14 protein-coding genes are annotated in these 14,721 nt (G+C 73.7%); 5 read left to right on the top strand and 9 right to left on the bottom strand.

Annotation, left to right across the window (positions count from 1 at the left end; translation table 11 throughout):
- The first annotated feature begins 128 nt into the window (after positions 1-128).
- A complete protein-coding gene (locus ACZ68P_RS02145; protein WP_471001206.1) occupies positions 129-461 on the top strand; it encodes a 5-carboxymethyl-2-hydroxymuconate Delta-isomerase in 333 nt (110 codons plus the stop codon).
- Here the strand turns inward: ACZ68P_RS02145 and ACZ68P_RS02140 are convergent.
- Positions 446-1,159, bottom strand: a complete 714-nt coding sequence (locus tag ACZ68P_RS02140; protein ID WP_471001203.1) for a TetR/AcrR family transcriptional regulator — start codon at positions 1,157-1,159, stop codon at positions 446-448. The two genes, ACZ68P_RS02145 and ACZ68P_RS02140, sit on opposite strands and share 16 nt — an antisense overlap.
- A 38-nt stretch (positions 1,160-1,197) precedes the next feature.
- Between ACZ68P_RS02140 and ACZ68P_RS02135 the strand changes: the two genes are divergently transcribed.
- Positions 1,198-1,695, top strand: a complete 498-nt coding sequence (locus tag ACZ68P_RS02135; RefSeq protein WP_471001200.1) for a hypothetical protein — start codon at positions 1,198-1,200, stop codon at positions 1,693-1,695.
- Between the two features lie 33 nt (positions 1,696-1,728).
- Here the strand turns inward: ACZ68P_RS02135 and ACZ68P_RS02130 are convergent, their stop codons facing one another.
- The 4 genes from ACZ68P_RS02130 to ACZ68P_RS02115 form a co-directional block, all read right to left on the bottom strand.
- Positions 1,729-2,811: a PDR/VanB family oxidoreductase gene (locus ACZ68P_RS02130; RefSeq protein ID WP_471002395.1), complete on the bottom strand. Its 1,083-nt coding sequence runs from the start codon at positions 2,809-2,811 to the stop codon at positions 1,729-1,731.
- Complete coding sequence (locus ACZ68P_RS02125; RefSeq protein WP_471001197.1) at positions 2,808-3,692, bottom strand: metal-dependent hydrolase; 885 nt, start codon at positions 3,690-3,692, stop codon at positions 2,808-2,810. The genes ACZ68P_RS02130 and ACZ68P_RS02125 overlap by 4 nt, the downstream gene beginning before the upstream one ends.
- A 262-nt stretch (positions 3,693-3,954) precedes the next feature.
- Complete coding sequence (locus tag ACZ68P_RS02120; RefSeq protein ID WP_471001195.1) at positions 3,955-5,904, bottom strand: hypothetical protein; 1,950 nt, start codon at positions 5,902-5,904, stop codon at positions 3,955-3,957.
- An 83-nt stretch (positions 5,905-5,987) separates the two neighbouring features.
- Entirely contained in the window at positions 5,988-6,788 is an 801-nt protein-coding gene (locus ACZ68P_RS02115) for a tyrosine-protein phosphatase (RefSeq protein ID WP_471001192.1), read from the bottom strand.
- A gap of 117 nt (positions 6,789-6,905) precedes the next feature.
- Here ACZ68P_RS02115 and ACZ68P_RS02110 point away from each other — a divergent pair, with 117 nt between their 5' ends.
- Positions 6,906-7,334, top strand: a complete 429-nt coding sequence (locus tag ACZ68P_RS02110) for a hypothetical protein (RefSeq protein WP_471002392.1) — start codon at positions 6,906-6,908, stop codon at positions 7,332-7,334.
- Between the two features lie 77 nt (positions 7,335-7,411).
- Here ACZ68P_RS02110 and ACZ68P_RS02105 read toward each other — a convergent pair whose 3' ends face one another.
- Both ACZ68P_RS02105 and ACZ68P_RS02100 read right to left on the bottom strand, forming a co-directional pair.
- The gene (locus ACZ68P_RS02105; protein ID WP_471001189.1) at positions 7,412-8,824 is read right to left on the bottom strand and encodes a DUF1996 domain-containing protein; all 1,413 of its coding nucleotides are present in this window, start codon (positions 8,822-8,824) and stop codon (positions 7,412-7,414) included.
- Between the two features lie 65 nt (positions 8,825-8,889).
- Positions 8,890-9,882 (bottom strand): NAD-dependent epimerase/dehydratase family protein, encoded by a 993-nt coding sequence (locus ACZ68P_RS02100; RefSeq protein WP_471001186.1) that lies wholly within the window; start codon positions 9,880-9,882, stop codon positions 8,890-8,892.
- Positions 9,883-10,195: 313 nt separating this feature from the next.
- Between ACZ68P_RS02100 and ACZ68P_RS02095 the strand changes: the two genes are divergently transcribed.
- On the top strand, positions 10,196-10,834 hold the full coding sequence (locus tag ACZ68P_RS02095) for a hypothetical protein (protein WP_471001184.1): 639 nt from the start codon (positions 10,196-10,198) through the stop codon (positions 10,832-10,834).
- A gap of 45 nt (positions 10,835-10,879) precedes the next feature.
- A complete protein-coding gene (locus ACZ68P_RS02090) occupies positions 10,880-12,388 on the top strand; it encodes a PepSY-associated TM helix domain-containing protein (RefSeq protein WP_471001181.1) in 1,509 nt (502 codons plus the stop codon).
- On the opposite strand, the gene ACZ68P_RS02085 is transcribed toward ACZ68P_RS02090, so the two are convergent.
- Together ACZ68P_RS02085 and glnII are read right to left on the bottom strand one after the other, a co-directional pair.
- Entirely contained in the window at positions 12,389-12,955 is a 567-nt protein-coding gene (locus tag ACZ68P_RS02085) for a winged helix-turn-helix domain-containing protein (RefSeq protein WP_471001177.1), read from the bottom strand. It abuts the gene before it with no gap.
- Between the two features lie 392 nt (positions 12,956-13,347).
- Positions 13,348-14,379, bottom strand: a complete 1,032-nt coding sequence (glnII, locus tag ACZ68P_RS02080) for a glutamine synthetase (RefSeq protein ID WP_471001174.1) — start codon at positions 14,377-14,379, stop codon at positions 13,348-13,350.
- Positions 14,380-14,721: the final 342 nt, after the last annotated feature.

Here is a 14,721-nt window from a genome sequence, read left to right as displayed (position 1 = left end):
CCCTTCCCGCTCCGCGTGGCCGGCCGGACGTCCCGGAGCGCCGATGTCCGCCTGCCGGAAGGTCACTTGTGCGGTCACGGCGATCACCGCCAAGGTGTGGCCAGACAACCCTTCGACCGGGAGCCCTCATGCCGCAGATCACCGTGGACCACTCCGCACCGCTCGACCGGCGCGGATTCGCGCTCGCCCTCCACCCGCTCGTCGTGGAGACCGTCGACACGCGGCTCGACGGCTGCAAGACCCGCTTCCGCGAGGTCGAGGAGACGGTCGTCGGGGACGGCTCGACCGACGACGAGATCGTGCACGTGGAGATAGCCCTGCTGCCCGGCCGCTCCGACGAGCTCAAGGCGCGGCTCTCCGAGGCCGTCCTCGCGCTGCTGCCCGACCACCTCAAGGCGACGGAGGGGGTACGGCTCTCCGTCGAGGTGCGCGACCTCGAGGCGTCCTACCGCAAGGGCTGAGCCGGAATCCGCGGCGCCAGGGCCAGGAGCCGGCCGACCAGGTCCCCGAAGGGGCCGTCGGCCGGCTCGTCGCCCAGGATCCGGATCAGGACCTCCGCCATCTCCGGGTCGTAGGCGGCGCTCACCGAGGCCAGCGCGGCGAAGTCGTGCACCAGCTGGAGCTCCAGCTCCGCCCGCGGGATCCGCCGCCCGTCCAGCCAGATCAGCGCGGTCGACTCGGCGAGCGAGACCCAGGAGCGGACGACCAGCTCGAGCCGGGCGGAGGGGGCCTCCACCTCCAGATGGGCGAGGATCTGCTCGTAGGCGGCCTGGCGCACCTCGTCGATCATCGCGTTCGTCGTGGAGGAGCCCACCGCGGGGCCGCCGCGCATCAGCGCGGAGAAACCGGGACCGTGGTCGTCCACGAAGTCGAAGAACCGGCCCATCACCCGCAGCAGCCGCGCCCCCAGCGGGCCCTGCGGGGGCTCCACGAAACGGGCCGCCAGCTCGTCGGCCGCCCGCCGCAGCGCCGCCTCGTACAGGCTCTGCTTGCCGGGGAAGTAGTGGTAGACCAGCGGCCGTGAGATGCCCGCGGCGGCCGCGATCTCGTCGATGGAGACCTCGTCGGGCGATCGGTGGCTGAACAGCTCCAGGGCCACCCCGATCAGCTGCTGCTTGCGCTCCTCGACGCCCATCCTGCGGCGTACCCCGGTCGTCATGCGAACAGCCTAACGGGCGTCCGTTACGCTCCCACCACATGAGCGCTTCCGACCAGGACACACCGGCCAAGGGCACACCGGTACCGGACACCGAGGCAACGGCGACCGAGGCGACGGCGACGACGGAGACCGAGGCAGTCGACTCCGAGGCGACGGCGACCCGGACGCCCGGCACCGAGGCGGAGGGCCCCGCGGAAGCCGATGAGACCGACGAGACCGACGGGGCCGAGGACGGGCCGGCGGCCGACGAGGCCGAGGACGCGGACGGGTCCGTGACGGCGGGCATGACGCCCACGCAGGCCCGCCGGCTCCGGATAGCCGCCGCCTCCGTCCTGCTGGTCGCGATGGCGGTCGTCCTCGTGATCCGGCTGGCCAGCCGTACGTCCGTCCTGGTCGTCGGCGTGTACGGACTGGCCATGATCCTCTGCGGCGTGGTGATCGAACTGTCCCGCAACGGCCGCACGCGGCTGGGGACCTGGCTCCTGGTGAGCGGCCTCGCCGCCGCGCTGGCCTTCGACTGGCTGATCCTCCCGTAGCCGGACCTGCCGGACCTGCCGCACCTGCCGGAACTACAGGTCGAGGACCAGCCGTTCGCCCGCGCACCGCGAGACGCAGAGCAGCATCGAGTCGGCGCGCTCGGCGTCGGTGAGCAGTTCGTCCCGGTGGTCGACCTCGCCCTCCAGGACCCCCTGGCGGCAGGTCCCGCAGAACCCCTGCTCGCAGGAGTACGGGACCCCCGGGACCGCGGCCCGCACCGCGGCCAGCACCGACTGCTCCGGCCCGACCGCCACCGTCCGCCCCGAGCGGCGCAGTTCGACCTCGAAGGCGCCCCCGGCGGCCGGGGCGGCGGGGGAGAAGCGCTCCAGATACGGGAGGCGGCCCGTGGGCAGGGCGGCGGTCACCGCGTCCATCAGTCCGTCCGGGCCGCAGCAGTACACCGCCGTCTCGGGCGGGACGTCCGCGAGGAAGCCGAGGTCGGGCAGGCCGGACTCGTCCTCGGCGACCACCGTCAGGCGGTCGCCCGCCTCGGCGAGCCGCTCGATCTCGCCGAGGAACGGCAGGGTGGCGCGCGAGCGCCCGCAGTACAGCAGCCGCCAGTCGGCGCCCGCCGCCTCCACGTCGCGCAGCATGGGCAGGACGGGCGTGATGCCGATGCCTCCGGCGACGAAGACGTAGGCGGGGGCGTCGACGAGCGGGAAGCGGTTGCGCGGCCCCCGGATCTCGACCTCCGTCCCCTCGCGGAGCTGTTCGTGGACCTCGCGCGAGCCGCCCCGGCCCCCTCGCTCCCCCTCGATCAGCCGGGTGGCGACGGTGTAGGCGTCCGTGTCGGCGGGGTCCCCGCAGAGCGAGTACTGGCGCACCCGCCCGGACGGCAGGACCAGGTCGAGGTGGGCGCCGGGCTGCCAGCGGGGCAGGCCGGTGCCCTCCAGACGGAGCCGCACCACGCCCTCGGCGGGCTCGGTGCGCCGGGTGACGAGGACCCTGCGGGTCACGGTGGCGAGGCGGCCGCGGCCCGACACCGGTTCCTCGAGGGCGGGCATCGGCCAGAGCGGCGCCGCTTCGATGCGGCGGCGCACGGCGCGCTTGGCGCGCGTGGCGAGGAGGGCCGTCCCGGCGACGAGGACGACGGTACGCAGGCGGGGCATGGTCAGCGACCTCCGTTGGCGCCGGGGGAGTTCGCCAGATAGGCGACGGCCTGGGCGGTGTCTCCCTCCTGGGAGGGGTGGTAGGCGCGGCTGAGGTAGCGGGGGATGGACCGCAGCAGGTCGGGGGTGGAGGGCAGCACCCCTTCCCGTCCCTTGCGGACGAGCTGCCCGACCGACGCCCTGCCGTCGGTGAGGGTGGGGTCGTTCTCCATGAAGAAGCGGGTGCCGCGCTGCCAGAGGAAGACCATCGCGGTGAAGGCGGTCGCCCAGGTGCGGACGCGGCGACGGTAGCCGCCGTCGAGGTGCGTGAAGAGCTCGAAGGCGACCGAGCGGTGCTCGACCTCCTCGGCGCCGTGCCAGCGCAGCAGGTCCAGCATGGTGGGGTCGGCGCCCCGGCGGTCGAGTTCCTCGGCGTTGAGCACCCAGTCGCCGAGGAAGGCGGTGTAGTGCTCGATGGCGGCGATGAGCGCGACCCGCTCCATCAGCCACCAGCGGCGCGGCCTGCCGGGCGGCAGCGTCCGGTCGCCGAGCAGCTTCTCGAAGAACCAGTCGACCTGCGCGGTGTACGGCGTGGGGTCGAGGCCGAGCCTCTTGAGGTGGGGGAGGACGTCGTCGTGCGCCTGGGAGTGGACGGCCTCCTGTCCGATGAAGCCGATGACGTCCGCACGCAGCCTGTCGTCGGTGATGAGCGGGAGCACCTGCTTGTAGACGTGCACGAACCAGCGTTCGCCTGCCGGGAGCAGCAGGTGCAGCACGTTGATGGTGTGGGTGGTGAACGGGTCGCCGGGCACCCAGTGGAGCGGGGTCTCCTCCCAGGCGAAGGAGACCTTGCGGGCCTTGAGTTCGATGTGCTCCGACGCCACCGGTGCAGGCTGCGTATTAGACATGGCGTCAATGTACTGAGGGGTAAGCGGTTGGCAACAGGGTCGTGCACCGGCTTTTCCCACGGCGGGCCTCACCCGCGATCCGGCCTGGCCGGCGCCTGGGAGGCGCCTGATCCCGCCGCCTGGGCGCGGCTGGTCCTCGCCTGGTCGCGGGTGGTCGGGCGCCTGGCCGGTGCCCGGTCGGCGCCCGTGGAGCCCCGCGGACGTCTCGGGACGTCCGGGGACACCGGTCGATGCCGGACGACGAGCTGAGCGGCACCGCCGCTCAGCGCAGCGCCCCCACGGGCGTGCCGTCCTTCAGCGTGCCGCGCAGATCCGCCCGGGCGCCCGGCCTCGCCTTCAGCGCGAGCAGGTGCCCGTCCGCCCGGCCCACCACACCCCCCGAGGTCGTCAGCGACGCGACGTCCTCGCTCCCGGCCGCCAGGACGTACCACTGTCCGCTCTTCGCCTGCCACAGCACACCCGCCAGCACCCGCGGGTCACGCACCCCGCAGGCCGGTGTCTCCTCGGCCTTCGCCACGAGCGCCGCCGGAGCCCCGGCCGACGCCTGGAACTGCGCGAGCACCCTGCCGCCCGTGCCGCGCCACGTCTCCGCCCGGGTGCACAGCCAGGCGGCCCGGCCCCCGTCCTCCGGAAGCCGCTGCGCGGCGAACCGCCAGGAGTTCACCGCCCTGACCCCGTGCGAACGGACCGCCGTCAGGCCGCACGCCGTCCGCGCCCACGCCGTCCGCGCCTCCTCGCCCGTCGCGTCCACGGGTGCGGTCGGCGGCCCCGCCGTCAGCCGGGCGGGGGCCAGTTCGCCCAGGTCGGTCAGCAGCCGCACTCCCGCCGTGTCCCGCAGCTGGAGGGTGTTCCAGACCGTGCACCCCCGCGCCGCCACCGGGCTGGGCAGCGCACGGGTGAGACCGTCCGCGTCCCGCTCCAGCGGCCAGGGCTCCTTCGACGGCGCGAGCAGGTCCCGTACCGCCGTCTCGCGCACCCACGGCGCTGTCAGATAGCGGACGTTGCCCGCCGCACGCGAGACCACGAGCGCCGACGAGCCGACCTCGTCCGCCCCGTCCGTCCGCGCGAAGTCCAGTGCCGCCCCGTTCGTTCCCCCGGCGGGCTCCGCGTACCGCACCGCCCGCAACCCGTCGTGGAACAGCACCACCCGGGCCCCGTCGACCTCGCCCGCGTACAGCAGCTGCGGCGAGCCCATCGGCGGCCCCGCCGGTGTGCCGGGCGTCGCCGACGTCTGCACCGACCCGCCGGGCCGGGCCCAGACCGCGAGGGCCCGGCGCAGCAGCGCCCGGTCCCCGGCCAGGCCCCCGCGCTCCGGCCACACCGAGAAGTCCCTGCGCGTCGAGCGCTGCCAGAAACCCGCCGGGACCCGCTTCAGGCCCTCCGGGTCCAGGGCCGCCTCCGCCGCCGGGTTGCGGGCGTACGACGGCGCCGCAGCACCGTTTCTGCCCCAGCCGTCCCCGGGCAGTCCGAGCAGCGTCCCGCACACCACCACGGCCGCCGCGGCAGCCAGGGCCGCCTTGCCGTGCTGGCGGCGGCGCATGAGATCCGTCGGCCTGGCCTGGAGCGAACACGGGTCGAACTCGGGGGAGTCGAGGAGCGCGGCCGCACCGACACCTCCCGCCGCCTCCACCCCGTCCGCCTCCACGAGCGCCGCCCGCGCGTCCGCCTCCGGCACGCCCGCCGCCGCGAGCACCCGCACCACCTCCGGGTCGCCCTGGCGTTCGAGGCCGCGCAGGACGTAGGCCGCCCGCGCCGGTCCCGAGAGCGCCGAGAGCCGCTGGTCCAGGGCCAGTTCGTCGGCGCCGCCGGCCCGCGGGAACAGCCGGAGTCCCCATACGTGCGGCAGCAGCGGCGGGAGCTGGGCCCGCCGCGGCAGCGCCGGGCGCCGTAACGGCAGCCCGGCGACCAGCGCCTGGCGCAGCACCGCGCCGCGTACGTACGCGTACCCGGGGTCGACGGCGTCCTCCGGGCGGCGGGCTGCCGGGACGCCACCGCCGGAGACGCGGCGGCGTGGCAGCGAGCGCTGGACGAGGGCGTGCGCGGTCAGCACCCGCCGGTTGCGCCCCAGCGAGGGCGGCAGCACGAGGTACGCGATCCGGACCAGCCGGGGGTAGTGCTCGACGAGGGCGGCCTCCGCCTGCTCGACGTCGACGGGACCGGGGCCGGGCCGCCCGGGGCCGTGGGGGGAGGTGGCGAGTTCCTGGGTGGTCACGTTCAGCAGAACGAGCGAATCATGCGATGGTCACCCCGGCCGTACGGCCCTGAGGCCGGGGCTCGCGGGGCGCGTCGGGCCGCTCAGGCCCCGTGGACCGTCAGCCGCTCGCGGATCACGGCCGTCACGTCGTCGGGCACCCCGAGCCCTTCCCGTACGTACTTCTCCATCGAGCCGTGCCGGACCGCCACCTCGTCGAGCGCCGCGGCGAGGTACTCCGGTACGACCCCGATGAGCGCCAGCGCCAGCTCCGGGTCGCCGCCCTGCGCCGTGAACCCCTCGATCATGGGGGCGAAGGCCTGCCGGACGGCCGCGTTGACCGACAGGTACTCCGTCATCACCGTCTCGTCGTCCGCGCCGAGCACGGACAGCACGATCGTCGCCCCCCAGCCGGTGCGGTCCTTGCCCGCCGTGCAGTGGAAGAGCAGCGGACCGGTGTGCGGATCGCCCAGCTCCATCAGGAAGGCCCGGTAGGCGGCGCGGGCGGAGTCGCTGGCCACGAAGGCCCGGTACGTCCGGACGAAGGCCTCGCGCGCCTTGCCCCCGCCCAGCAGCTCCTCGGCCAGCGCCGGGTCGGCGAGCAGCGTCTTCAGCCGGGCCGCGGGCGGCAGGCCACTCGCGGCCAGATGGTCGGCCAGCACGTCCGCGACGAGCAGCCGCCCGCCGTCCGGGACGTGGTCCGGCCGGTCGGCGCGCTCGGCGGCGGTCCGGAAGTCGACGATGGTCCGGATGCCCAGTCCGGCCACCACGGGGTCGGCCGGGTCCATCCGGTCGAGCCGGCCGGAGCGGAAGATCCGGCCGGAACGGACGCTGCGGTTCTCGCCGAGGGGGAGGGTGCCGAGGTCCCGGAGGTTGGCGACGGTGGCGGCGGGAATGGCGGGCATGGCGTCGACTCCTCCGGATCGGTCCTTTTCGTACCAAACCGTAATCGATCGGATTCCACCACTCCTGGCGTTCGGGCCCCGAACGGAGGGCCGGAGGGGCAGGATGAGCCCATGGTGATGCGTACGCGGCGAACGGTGGAGGCGGCGGTCCTGGCCGCCGCGGTGCTGGTGACGGCCGGGTGCGGCGCCGGGGGCGAGGCCCCCGAGGAGGCCACCGGCACCCTGGAACAGATCGCCGCGAAGGCCGAGTGCGAGCCCGACCTCCAGACGGACGCCGCCGAACTGCGCCAGGCGAAGTGCGCGACGGGCGACGGCACGTACGTCCTTCTCACCTTCGCCAGCGACCGTGGCCAGCGCGAGTGGATCAACGAGGCCAAGGACTACGGCGGCGCCTATCTCGTGGGCCGGAAGTGGACCGTGGCGGGGGACGAGCGGACGGTGGAGCGCGTACGCGGACGGCTCGGCGGTCAGGTCGAGACCACCGAGCCGCACGCGCCGCACTCCTCGCACTCCGCGAGCCCTTCCCACGCCGAGGGGCACCACTGAGAACCACGACGGAGGGCGCCCCTGAGGGCGTCCCCGGGGGACACCGTCAGGGGCGCCCCGGGGGGCACCCGTGAGGGTCAGGTGCAGCGGCGTCCATCGTTGAGGCAGCTCACCACCCGTTTCATCAGGCGCTGGTCGAAGACGTTGATGAAGTCGCCGTGGTCGGTGATCGGCTTGTGCAGCTGTTCGGGGAAGGAGTCGACGGCGAACCCCGGCCCCGGAGGCACGTCGTACACGATCCGCTGCACGAGCTGCGGAATCGCCCGGAAGCCGTTGCCGCACCGGCCCGAGGCCGGATCCGCGAAGGCCACGTGCGTCCGGTGGTTGGCGCTGTCGGTGTTCTGCCCGTCCCAGCAGCTCTGGAAGCGGAACGTCCGCACCACCTTGCTGCCCTGCGGGCAGATCGGGTACTTGTCCTTCAGCTGACGGTCCTCGAAACCGGTGCACGACCAGGAGGCGTTGGCGTTGGCGTCGCCGTTCGTGAACGCCTTCGCGTCCCCGGTGATGATCCGCAGGAAGCGGGGCATCGCGGTGACCTTGGAGACCGGACTGCCGACGAAGTTCAGGGTGACCTGCGCCGGGGTCTGGATCTCGCCCACGTTCTGGTCCTTGCCGCCGCCGTCCGCCTCGGCGTCGTCCTCCGCCTGCCCGTTCTGCAGCCGCAGCACCGGCCAGTAGTAGGTGGAACGGTCACCCTGGTTGCGGCAGGTCGTCCGCCCCCTGGCGAGATCGTCGTCTCCGGCGAAGGCGTCGTTGGCCTGGTTGCCGACGTAGTCGTGCATGTGGTGCGCGCCGTTGCTCACGCCCGGGGCCACGATCACGTTGTCCGGGTTGAACTTGCCGTTCTCGTTCCGCCCGCAGTTCGTCGTGAAGGTGCCCCGGGAGGCGCCGCTGCGCTGCCGGGGCAGCTTCACGTTCGGCGGTACGGACTGGATGTCGACGAAGTCCGAGGCCTCGGGCCCGTTGCCGGCCTGCCCCGGCTCCTCCTCCTGCCCACCCTCCTCGCCGTCGTCCTGCCCGCCTTCCTGGCCGCCCTCCGCGGGGTCCTCGTCGTCGGCGCGCAGGGTGCACGGCGCGAGGCCCTCCATCGACGGCTGCTGGAGCATCAGGCTGATGCGCTGGAGAATGTTGACGCGTTCGTTCTTCAGCGGGGTCAGGATCTGCTGCTCGGCGAAGCCCGGATCGCTCTCGGCCCGCTGCTTGTTGTCGGCGAACCTTTGGTACGCGACGGTGATCTGGTTGTCCAGCGTGGCGAGTTCCCTGTCCACCGCGCCGCGTACGGACCCGGGCACCTCGGGCAGCTCCTCGCCCACGTCGGGACAGTCGATCGTGGAGAGCGGCGTGGCCCGGACCGCGGCCGGATCGCCCCGGCTCTCACCGGCCGAGGCGTACACATTGGCGGCGACGAGTCCGCCTCCGCCCAGCACGAGTGCGACGGAGGCGGCCACCACACGCTTCGCGCGTGTCGAACGTTTTCGTGTGCGTCCCATGCGGCTCTATACGGACGGGACGCGCCGGGTGTTCAACCCGATTCCGATCGGACATCGGTGCGACGTCACGACGCCAGCAGAGCCGCCTCCCGCTCCGCGGAGAGACCGAGCGACGGACGGTCCGGCCGCTGGGGTGCCGCGCCGCCGATCGATTCCAGCCATGCCCAGGTGTCGGCGACCGTCTCCGCCACCGGCCGGCACCGCAGCCCCGAGGCGACGGCCTTCGACACGTCGGCGGTGTGCATCGCGTCGTACAGCTCGCCCGGTGGGATCCAGACCGGCAGGTCGGACCAGGGTTCGACGCCCGCCGCCAGGATCGTCTCCGGGTCCGTCCAGCGCAGTTCCGCGTCCGAACCGGTGACCTGGACACAGGCGTCGAGGAGGTCGCCCATGGTGGTGTGCCCGGGAGGCGAGACCAGGTTGTACGGGCCGGAAAGCCCCGCTCCGGCGGCGTCGAGCGTCCACGCGGCGAGGTCGCGCACGTCAATGTACTGGAGCGGCAGTGTGCGCGGTCCCGGCGCGAGGACCGGGCCGCCCCGGGCGATCCGGCCCAGCCACCAGGGGAGCCGGCCGACGTTCTCGTACGGGCCGACGATCAGCCCCGCCCGGACGAACAGGGTCCGGTCGGGGCCGAAGGCGTCGAGCGCCGCCAGCTCGCCGCCCCGCTTGGCCTCCGCGTACGGCACCTCACCGGCGTCCGGATCCCCCTCGACCAGCGGTCCGTCCTCGCCCAGACCGGCCTTCGGCGGCCAGGCGTAGACCGAGCGGCTGGACACGTAGACGTACCGCCCCGCCCGGTCGGCGAGGAGTCGCGCCGCGTCCCGCACCGCCGCAGGCGACGACGACCAGGTGTCGACGACGACGTCCCACTCCCCGTCGGCGAGCGCGGCGAGCCCTTCGGACGCCGGCGCCGTACGGTCGCCGATCAGCGTGCGGACACCGTCCGGCGGTTCGTGGCGCCCCCGGTGGAAGACCGTCACCTCCGCGCCGCGAGCGAGCGCGGCCTCGGCCACGGCCCGTCCGACGAACTCCGTTCCACCCAAGATCAGAAGTCTCATGCCACGACTGTGCACCCGGGCAGGGCCGTTCCCCCAGCCGTTCCGCCACGGGAGGAAAGGGGAACCGGTCAGGGACGCGGGGCAGGCCGTCCGGCGGGACGCGGCCGGTGACGGGGGAGAGGCCGTCCGGCAGGGGCGACAGCCGGCGGGGGAGACGGCGTCCCGGCGGGACGCGGCCGGTGGTCTCCCGCCCCGGACGGCGGGATGGCACCATGTCAGGACCATGACGGATGCCCGGTCGCCGGTACGCGCCCTGCGAGCCGCCCTCTTCGCGGCGGTGTGCGTGACCTTGGCCGCCGTGGGGCATTCGTCCATGTCTGCGCACGACATCGACCCCGGCCGCCTGTACGTCGCATTCGCCTGCACGACCGCCCTGGCCTGGACGGCGAGCGGCCGGCGCCGAGGGCCCCTCGCGATCGGCGCCGGCCTGCTCGCCGTCCAGTCGGCGCTGCACCTGGTCTTCGCGTGGGGCGAGTCGCACGCCGCCGCCGACACCCACGCGGGCGCGACCGGTTCGGCGCACACGCCGACGGACCACCTGCTCATGGGGCGGCCGCCGGTGGGGCACACCTCCGCGGCCGGTCCCGCCGTGGGCGACGCGCCCACGGCCGACACGCTCCTGGACACGGCCCTGGAGACGGTCACCGGCCACACCTCCGTCGGCATGTTCGCCGCGCACCTCCTCGCCGCCGTGATCTGCGGCCTCTGGCTGGCCCACGGCGAAGCCGCGCTCTTCGCCCTCGCCCGGGCCGTCGCGGCGCGCACCTTCACCCCGCTGCGGCTGCTGCTCGCCGTCGCACCCGTACCGGTTCCACCGCGCCCACGACCTGTCCGCACGCGTCCGCACCACCACCACCGGCTGCGCGGCGTCGTCCTCGCGCACACCCTCTCCCGGCGCGGCCCGCCCCGGCTGTCCGCACCCCGCGCCACCGCCCTCGGAGTCCACGTCTGACCCGGGGGCCGATTCCCCCTGTCGACACCGACTCCGAGGACAGTCATGACCATCGACGATCCCGCACGCCCTGACACGGCCGAACCGAGAACCACCGAGACCGCCGGCGGCGCCCTCGCCGACCCCGGCACCGAGCCGGTCACCGAGCCCCCCCACCGGCCCGCCGCCGAGTCCGGCTCCGGCCACGGTTCGCGGCCGCGGGGCTGGAGCGCCCTGCGCCCCCTCGTCCTGCGCCTCCACTTCCACGCCGGCCTGCTCATCGCCCCCTTCCTGCTCGTCGCCGCCACCAGCGGCCTGCTCTACGCCCTCTCCTTCCAGGCGGAGAAGGTGCTGTACGCGCACGAACTGGAGGTCCCCGTCGGGGAGCGGACCCTGCCGCTGTCCCAGCAGGTCCACGCCGCCACGAAGGTGAACCCGAACGGCACCGTCACCGCCGTCTGGCCCTCCGCCGAACCCGGCGCCACCACCCGGGTCCTGATGGCCGACCCGGACGTCGAGGAGGGCAGGTCCCTCGCCGTCTTCGTCGACCCCTACACCGGCGAGATACGCGGACAACTGCCCAGCTACGGCGGCTCCGGAGCGCTGCCGCTGCGCACCTGGATCGACGAACTCCACCGCGATCTGCACCTCGGCGACCTCGGCCGCCACTACAGCGAGCTGGCCGCCAGCTGGCTCTGGGTGGTCGCGCTCGGCGGCCTGGCCCTCTGGCTCGGCCGTCGCCGGAAGAACCGCCGCGCCCTGCTCGTACCGGAACGCGGACCGAAGTCCCGCCGCCGCACCCTCTCCTGGCACGGCACGATCGGCCTGGCGGCGGTGGCCGGACTCCTGCTGCTCTCCGCCACCGGTCTGACCTGGTCGCGGTACGCCGGTGAGAACATCGACACGGTCCGCGCGCAGCTCGGCGGCGCCACCCCGTCCGTCTCCGCGGCGCTCGACGGCGCGGCCGCCGGCGGGTCCGGGGAGCACGCGGGCCACGGCTCCGGCCACGACGCCGCACCCGCCCGGGGCGCGGACGTCGGCATCGACAAGGCGGTCGAGGCGGCCCGCGCGGCCGGCATCGAGGGGCCGACGGCCGTCACCCTGCCCTCCGAGGGCAAGGGCTATGTCGTCAAGGAGACCGACGCCCGGTTCCCCGTCCACCTGGACTCGGTGGCCGTGGACCCGGCCGACGGCACGGTCATCGACGAACTCCGGTTCGCCGACTACCCGGTGCTGGCCCAGGCGACCCGCTTCGGTATCGACGCCCACATGGGCGTCTTCCTCGGCCTGTTCAACCAGCTGGCACTCGCCGCCCTGGCGCTCGCGCTCATCGTGCTGATCGTCTCGGGCTACCGCATGTGGTGGCTGCGCCGCCCGGGCCGCCCGGCCGCGCGCGGGGCGTGGCGGAGCGTGCCGCCGACGATGCTGCTGCCGCTGCTCGCGGTCACCGCCCTGGCCGGCTGGTTCGTGCCGCTGCTCGGCCTGAGCCTGCTCGCCTTCCTGGTGGCCGACCTCGCGGCCGGAGCCGTGACGAAGGTGAGGTCCCGGGACCGGGACCTCACCCGTGAGGCCTGATCAGGGCGTGTACTTGTAGCCGACCCGCCGCACGGTCTGGATCGTGTGGCGGTGCTCGGCGCCCAGCTTGCGGCGCAGCCGGGCCACGTGGACGTCCACGGTCCGGCCGTCGCCGACATGCCCGTACCCCCACACCGTGGTCACCAACTGGTCCCGGGTGTGCACCCGGTGGGGGTGGGCGACGAGGTGGGCGAGCAGTTCGAACTCGAGGTACGTGAGGTCCAGCGGCTCCCCGTCGACGACGGCGATCCGCTGGGCGCCGTCGATGGTGACCGGCCCCTGCTCGGCGACGGTCTCCGCTGCCGCCAGGGGCTCACCGGCCGGGGACGGCACCGCCACCTGCTGGTCGGCCGGGACGAGGACGAGGTACCCGACCATCGGGGGCCGTCCGGGCAGCGTCGGCAGGGTGTGCGGCGGCGCGGGCAGCAGCGTGGCGCCGGGCGGCAGGAACTCCGCCACGCGGGAGAGTTCGGCGACCTCGTTCGGATCGACGGCCCGGAGTCGGTGACGTCCGGGACGGACGGCGGTGAGGGGCGTACTCAGGGAGGCGCTCGGGGTGGGGGCCATGACGGATCAGCTCATTTCGCGCGAGGGAACGGACGGGGAGGCGTCGTACGTCGTGCGCGTGGGCCGAAGGCCGGGGATCGGACCGTACCGATCGGGGCTTTAGAGGGCCGACGCGTTCCTCACGCGCCGACAGCACCGGTCGAAGTCGTGGTGCTGACGGGAAGGCCAGAACGGCTCGAGGTCGTGACGACCCGTCGCGATGTCGTTCTGAGTGATGGCCATATCCCTAGTATACTACTCGGGAATGCCTCCCGACCCCGCTTTACCGGCCGGATCGGCGAGGGGCCCGACACTTCCCCAGGCCGGCCGCGGCCCCAAGTGCCGGGCCCGGAAAGGCGGAAGGGCGCCCGCCGTGGTCACGGCGGGCGCCCTTCGGCGTCGTGCGGTGCGGATCAGACCTGGCCGGCCTTCTCCAGGGCCTCGCAGCAGGTGTCCACCAGGAGGCGGGTCACCACGTACGGGTCGACGTTCGCGTTCGGGCGGCGGTCCTCGATGTAGCCCTTCTGGTCCTGCTCGACCTGCCACGGGATGCGGACCGAGGCGCCGCGGTCCGAGACGCCGTAGGAGTACTCGTCCCACGGGGCGGTCTCGTGCAGACCCGTCAGGCGGTCGTCGATGCCGGCGCCGTAGTTCTTGACGTGGTCGAGCGGCTTCGAGCCCTCGCCCAGCGACTCGGCCGCGGTGATGATCGCGTCGTAGCCCTCGCGCATCGCCTTGGTCGAGAAGTTGGTGTGCGCGCCCGCGCCGTTCCAGTCGCCCTTCACCGGCTTCGGGTCCAGCGTCGCCGAGACCTTGAAGTCCTCGGCCGTGCGGTAGAGCAGCCAGCGGGCCACCCACAGCTGGTCCGCGACCTCCAGCGGCGCCAGCGGGCCGACCTGGAACTCCCACTGACCCGGCATGACCTCGGCGTTGATGCCGGAGATGCCCAGACCCGCCTTCAGGCAGTTCTCCAGGTGCGCCTCGACGACGTCGCGGCCGAAGATCTCATCGGCGCCGACACCGCAGTAGTAGCCGCCCTGCGGCGCCGGGAAGCCGCCGACCGGGAAGCCGAGCGGACGCTCGCCGTCGAAGAAGGTGTACTCCTGCTCGATGCCGAAGATCGGCTCCTGCGCGGCGTACTTCGCGTAGACCTCGGCCAGCGCGGCACGGGTGTTGGACTCGTGCGGCGTCATGTCCGTGTTCAGGACCTCGCACATCACCAGGATGTCGTCGCCGCCACGGATCGGGTCCGGGCAGACGAAGACCGGCTTGAGGACGCGGTCCGAGGCGTGGCCCTTGGCCTGGTTGGTGCTGGATCCGTCGAAGCCCCAGATGGGAAGCTCGGCGAGGGTGGCGCCCGAACCCGCCATGATCTTCGTCTTCGAGCGAAGCTTCGCGGTCGGCTCGGTGCCGTCGATCCAGATGTACTCAGCCTTGAAGGTCACGGGCCTCATCCTTTGGGCATGCTGCTGCGGGGACGCGCGGCGGCTCGCGACGCTGCGAGAGCTGCGGTGTCGTGCTCGGTGTCTGCGCGCAGCTTCGCAACACGGGATTTCCCGCCCGTTGCCCGATTGTGAACCCCGTGTTACTCAGCCTTCCTGCGTTTCCCGCGGACGCTGTGCGATCACCCGCGCGTGCGGCGGCGAGAGGGGGCCGGCCGCCCCGACCCACCGCGCGACCTCGGCGTACGCGATGCCGAGCGTCTCCGCCGCGCGCCCGGGGTGCGCGTCCGCGCCGCGGAACCGGCGCGGCGGACGACCGCGACGGATCCTGGCTTCCGGAGAGCC

The organism is Streptomyces sp. NPDC036822 (assembly GCF_055609145.1).
Note: the sequence above shows the minus strand (reverse complement) of the source record. Positions and strands in the feature narration are given on the sequence as shown.

Excerpts from the sequence above, each read along its gene's own strand:
- ACZ68P_RS02095 (WP_471001184.1), top strand. The coding sequence starts at position 10,196 with ATGTCTGCGCACGACATCGACCCCGGCCGCCTGTACGTCGCATTCGCC.
- ACZ68P_RS02140 (WP_471001203.1), bottom strand. The coding sequence starts at position 1,159 with ATGACGACCGGGGTACGCCGCAGGATGGGCGTCGAGGAGCGCAAGCAG.
- ACZ68P_RS02145 (WP_471001206.1), top strand. The coding sequence starts at position 129 with ATGCCGCAGATCACCGTGGACCACTCCGCACCGCTCGACCGGCGCGGA.
- ACZ68P_RS02135 (WP_471001200.1), top strand. The coding sequence starts at position 1,198 with ATGAGCGCTTCCGACCAGGACACACCGGCCAAGGGCACACCGGTACCG.
- ACZ68P_RS02085 (WP_471001177.1), bottom strand. The coding sequence starts at position 12,955 with ATGGCCCCCACCCCGAGCGCCTCCCTGAGTACGCCCCTCACCGCCGTC.
- ACZ68P_RS02090 (WP_471001181.1), top strand. The coding sequence starts at position 10,880 with ATGACCATCGACGATCCCGCACGCCCTGACACGGCCGAACCGAGAACC.
- ACZ68P_RS02105 (WP_471001189.1), bottom strand. The coding sequence starts at position 8,824 with ATGGGACGCACACGAAAACGTTCGACACGCGCGAAGCGTGTGGTGGCC.
- ACZ68P_RS02115 (WP_471001192.1), bottom strand. The coding sequence starts at position 6,788 with ATGCCCGCCATTCCCGCCGCCACCGTCGCCAACCTCCGGGACCTCGGC.
- ACZ68P_RS02125 (WP_471001197.1), bottom strand. The coding sequence starts at position 3,692 with ATGTCTAATACGCAGCCTGCACCGGTGGCGTCGGAGCACATCGAACTC.
- ACZ68P_RS02100 (WP_471001186.1), bottom strand. The coding sequence starts at position 9,882 with ATGAGACTTCTGATCTTGGGTGGAACGGAGTTCGTCGGACGGGCCGTG.
- ACZ68P_RS02110 (WP_471002392.1), top strand. The coding sequence starts at position 6,906 with ATGCGTACGCGGCGAACGGTGGAGGCGGCGGTCCTGGCCGCCGCGGTG.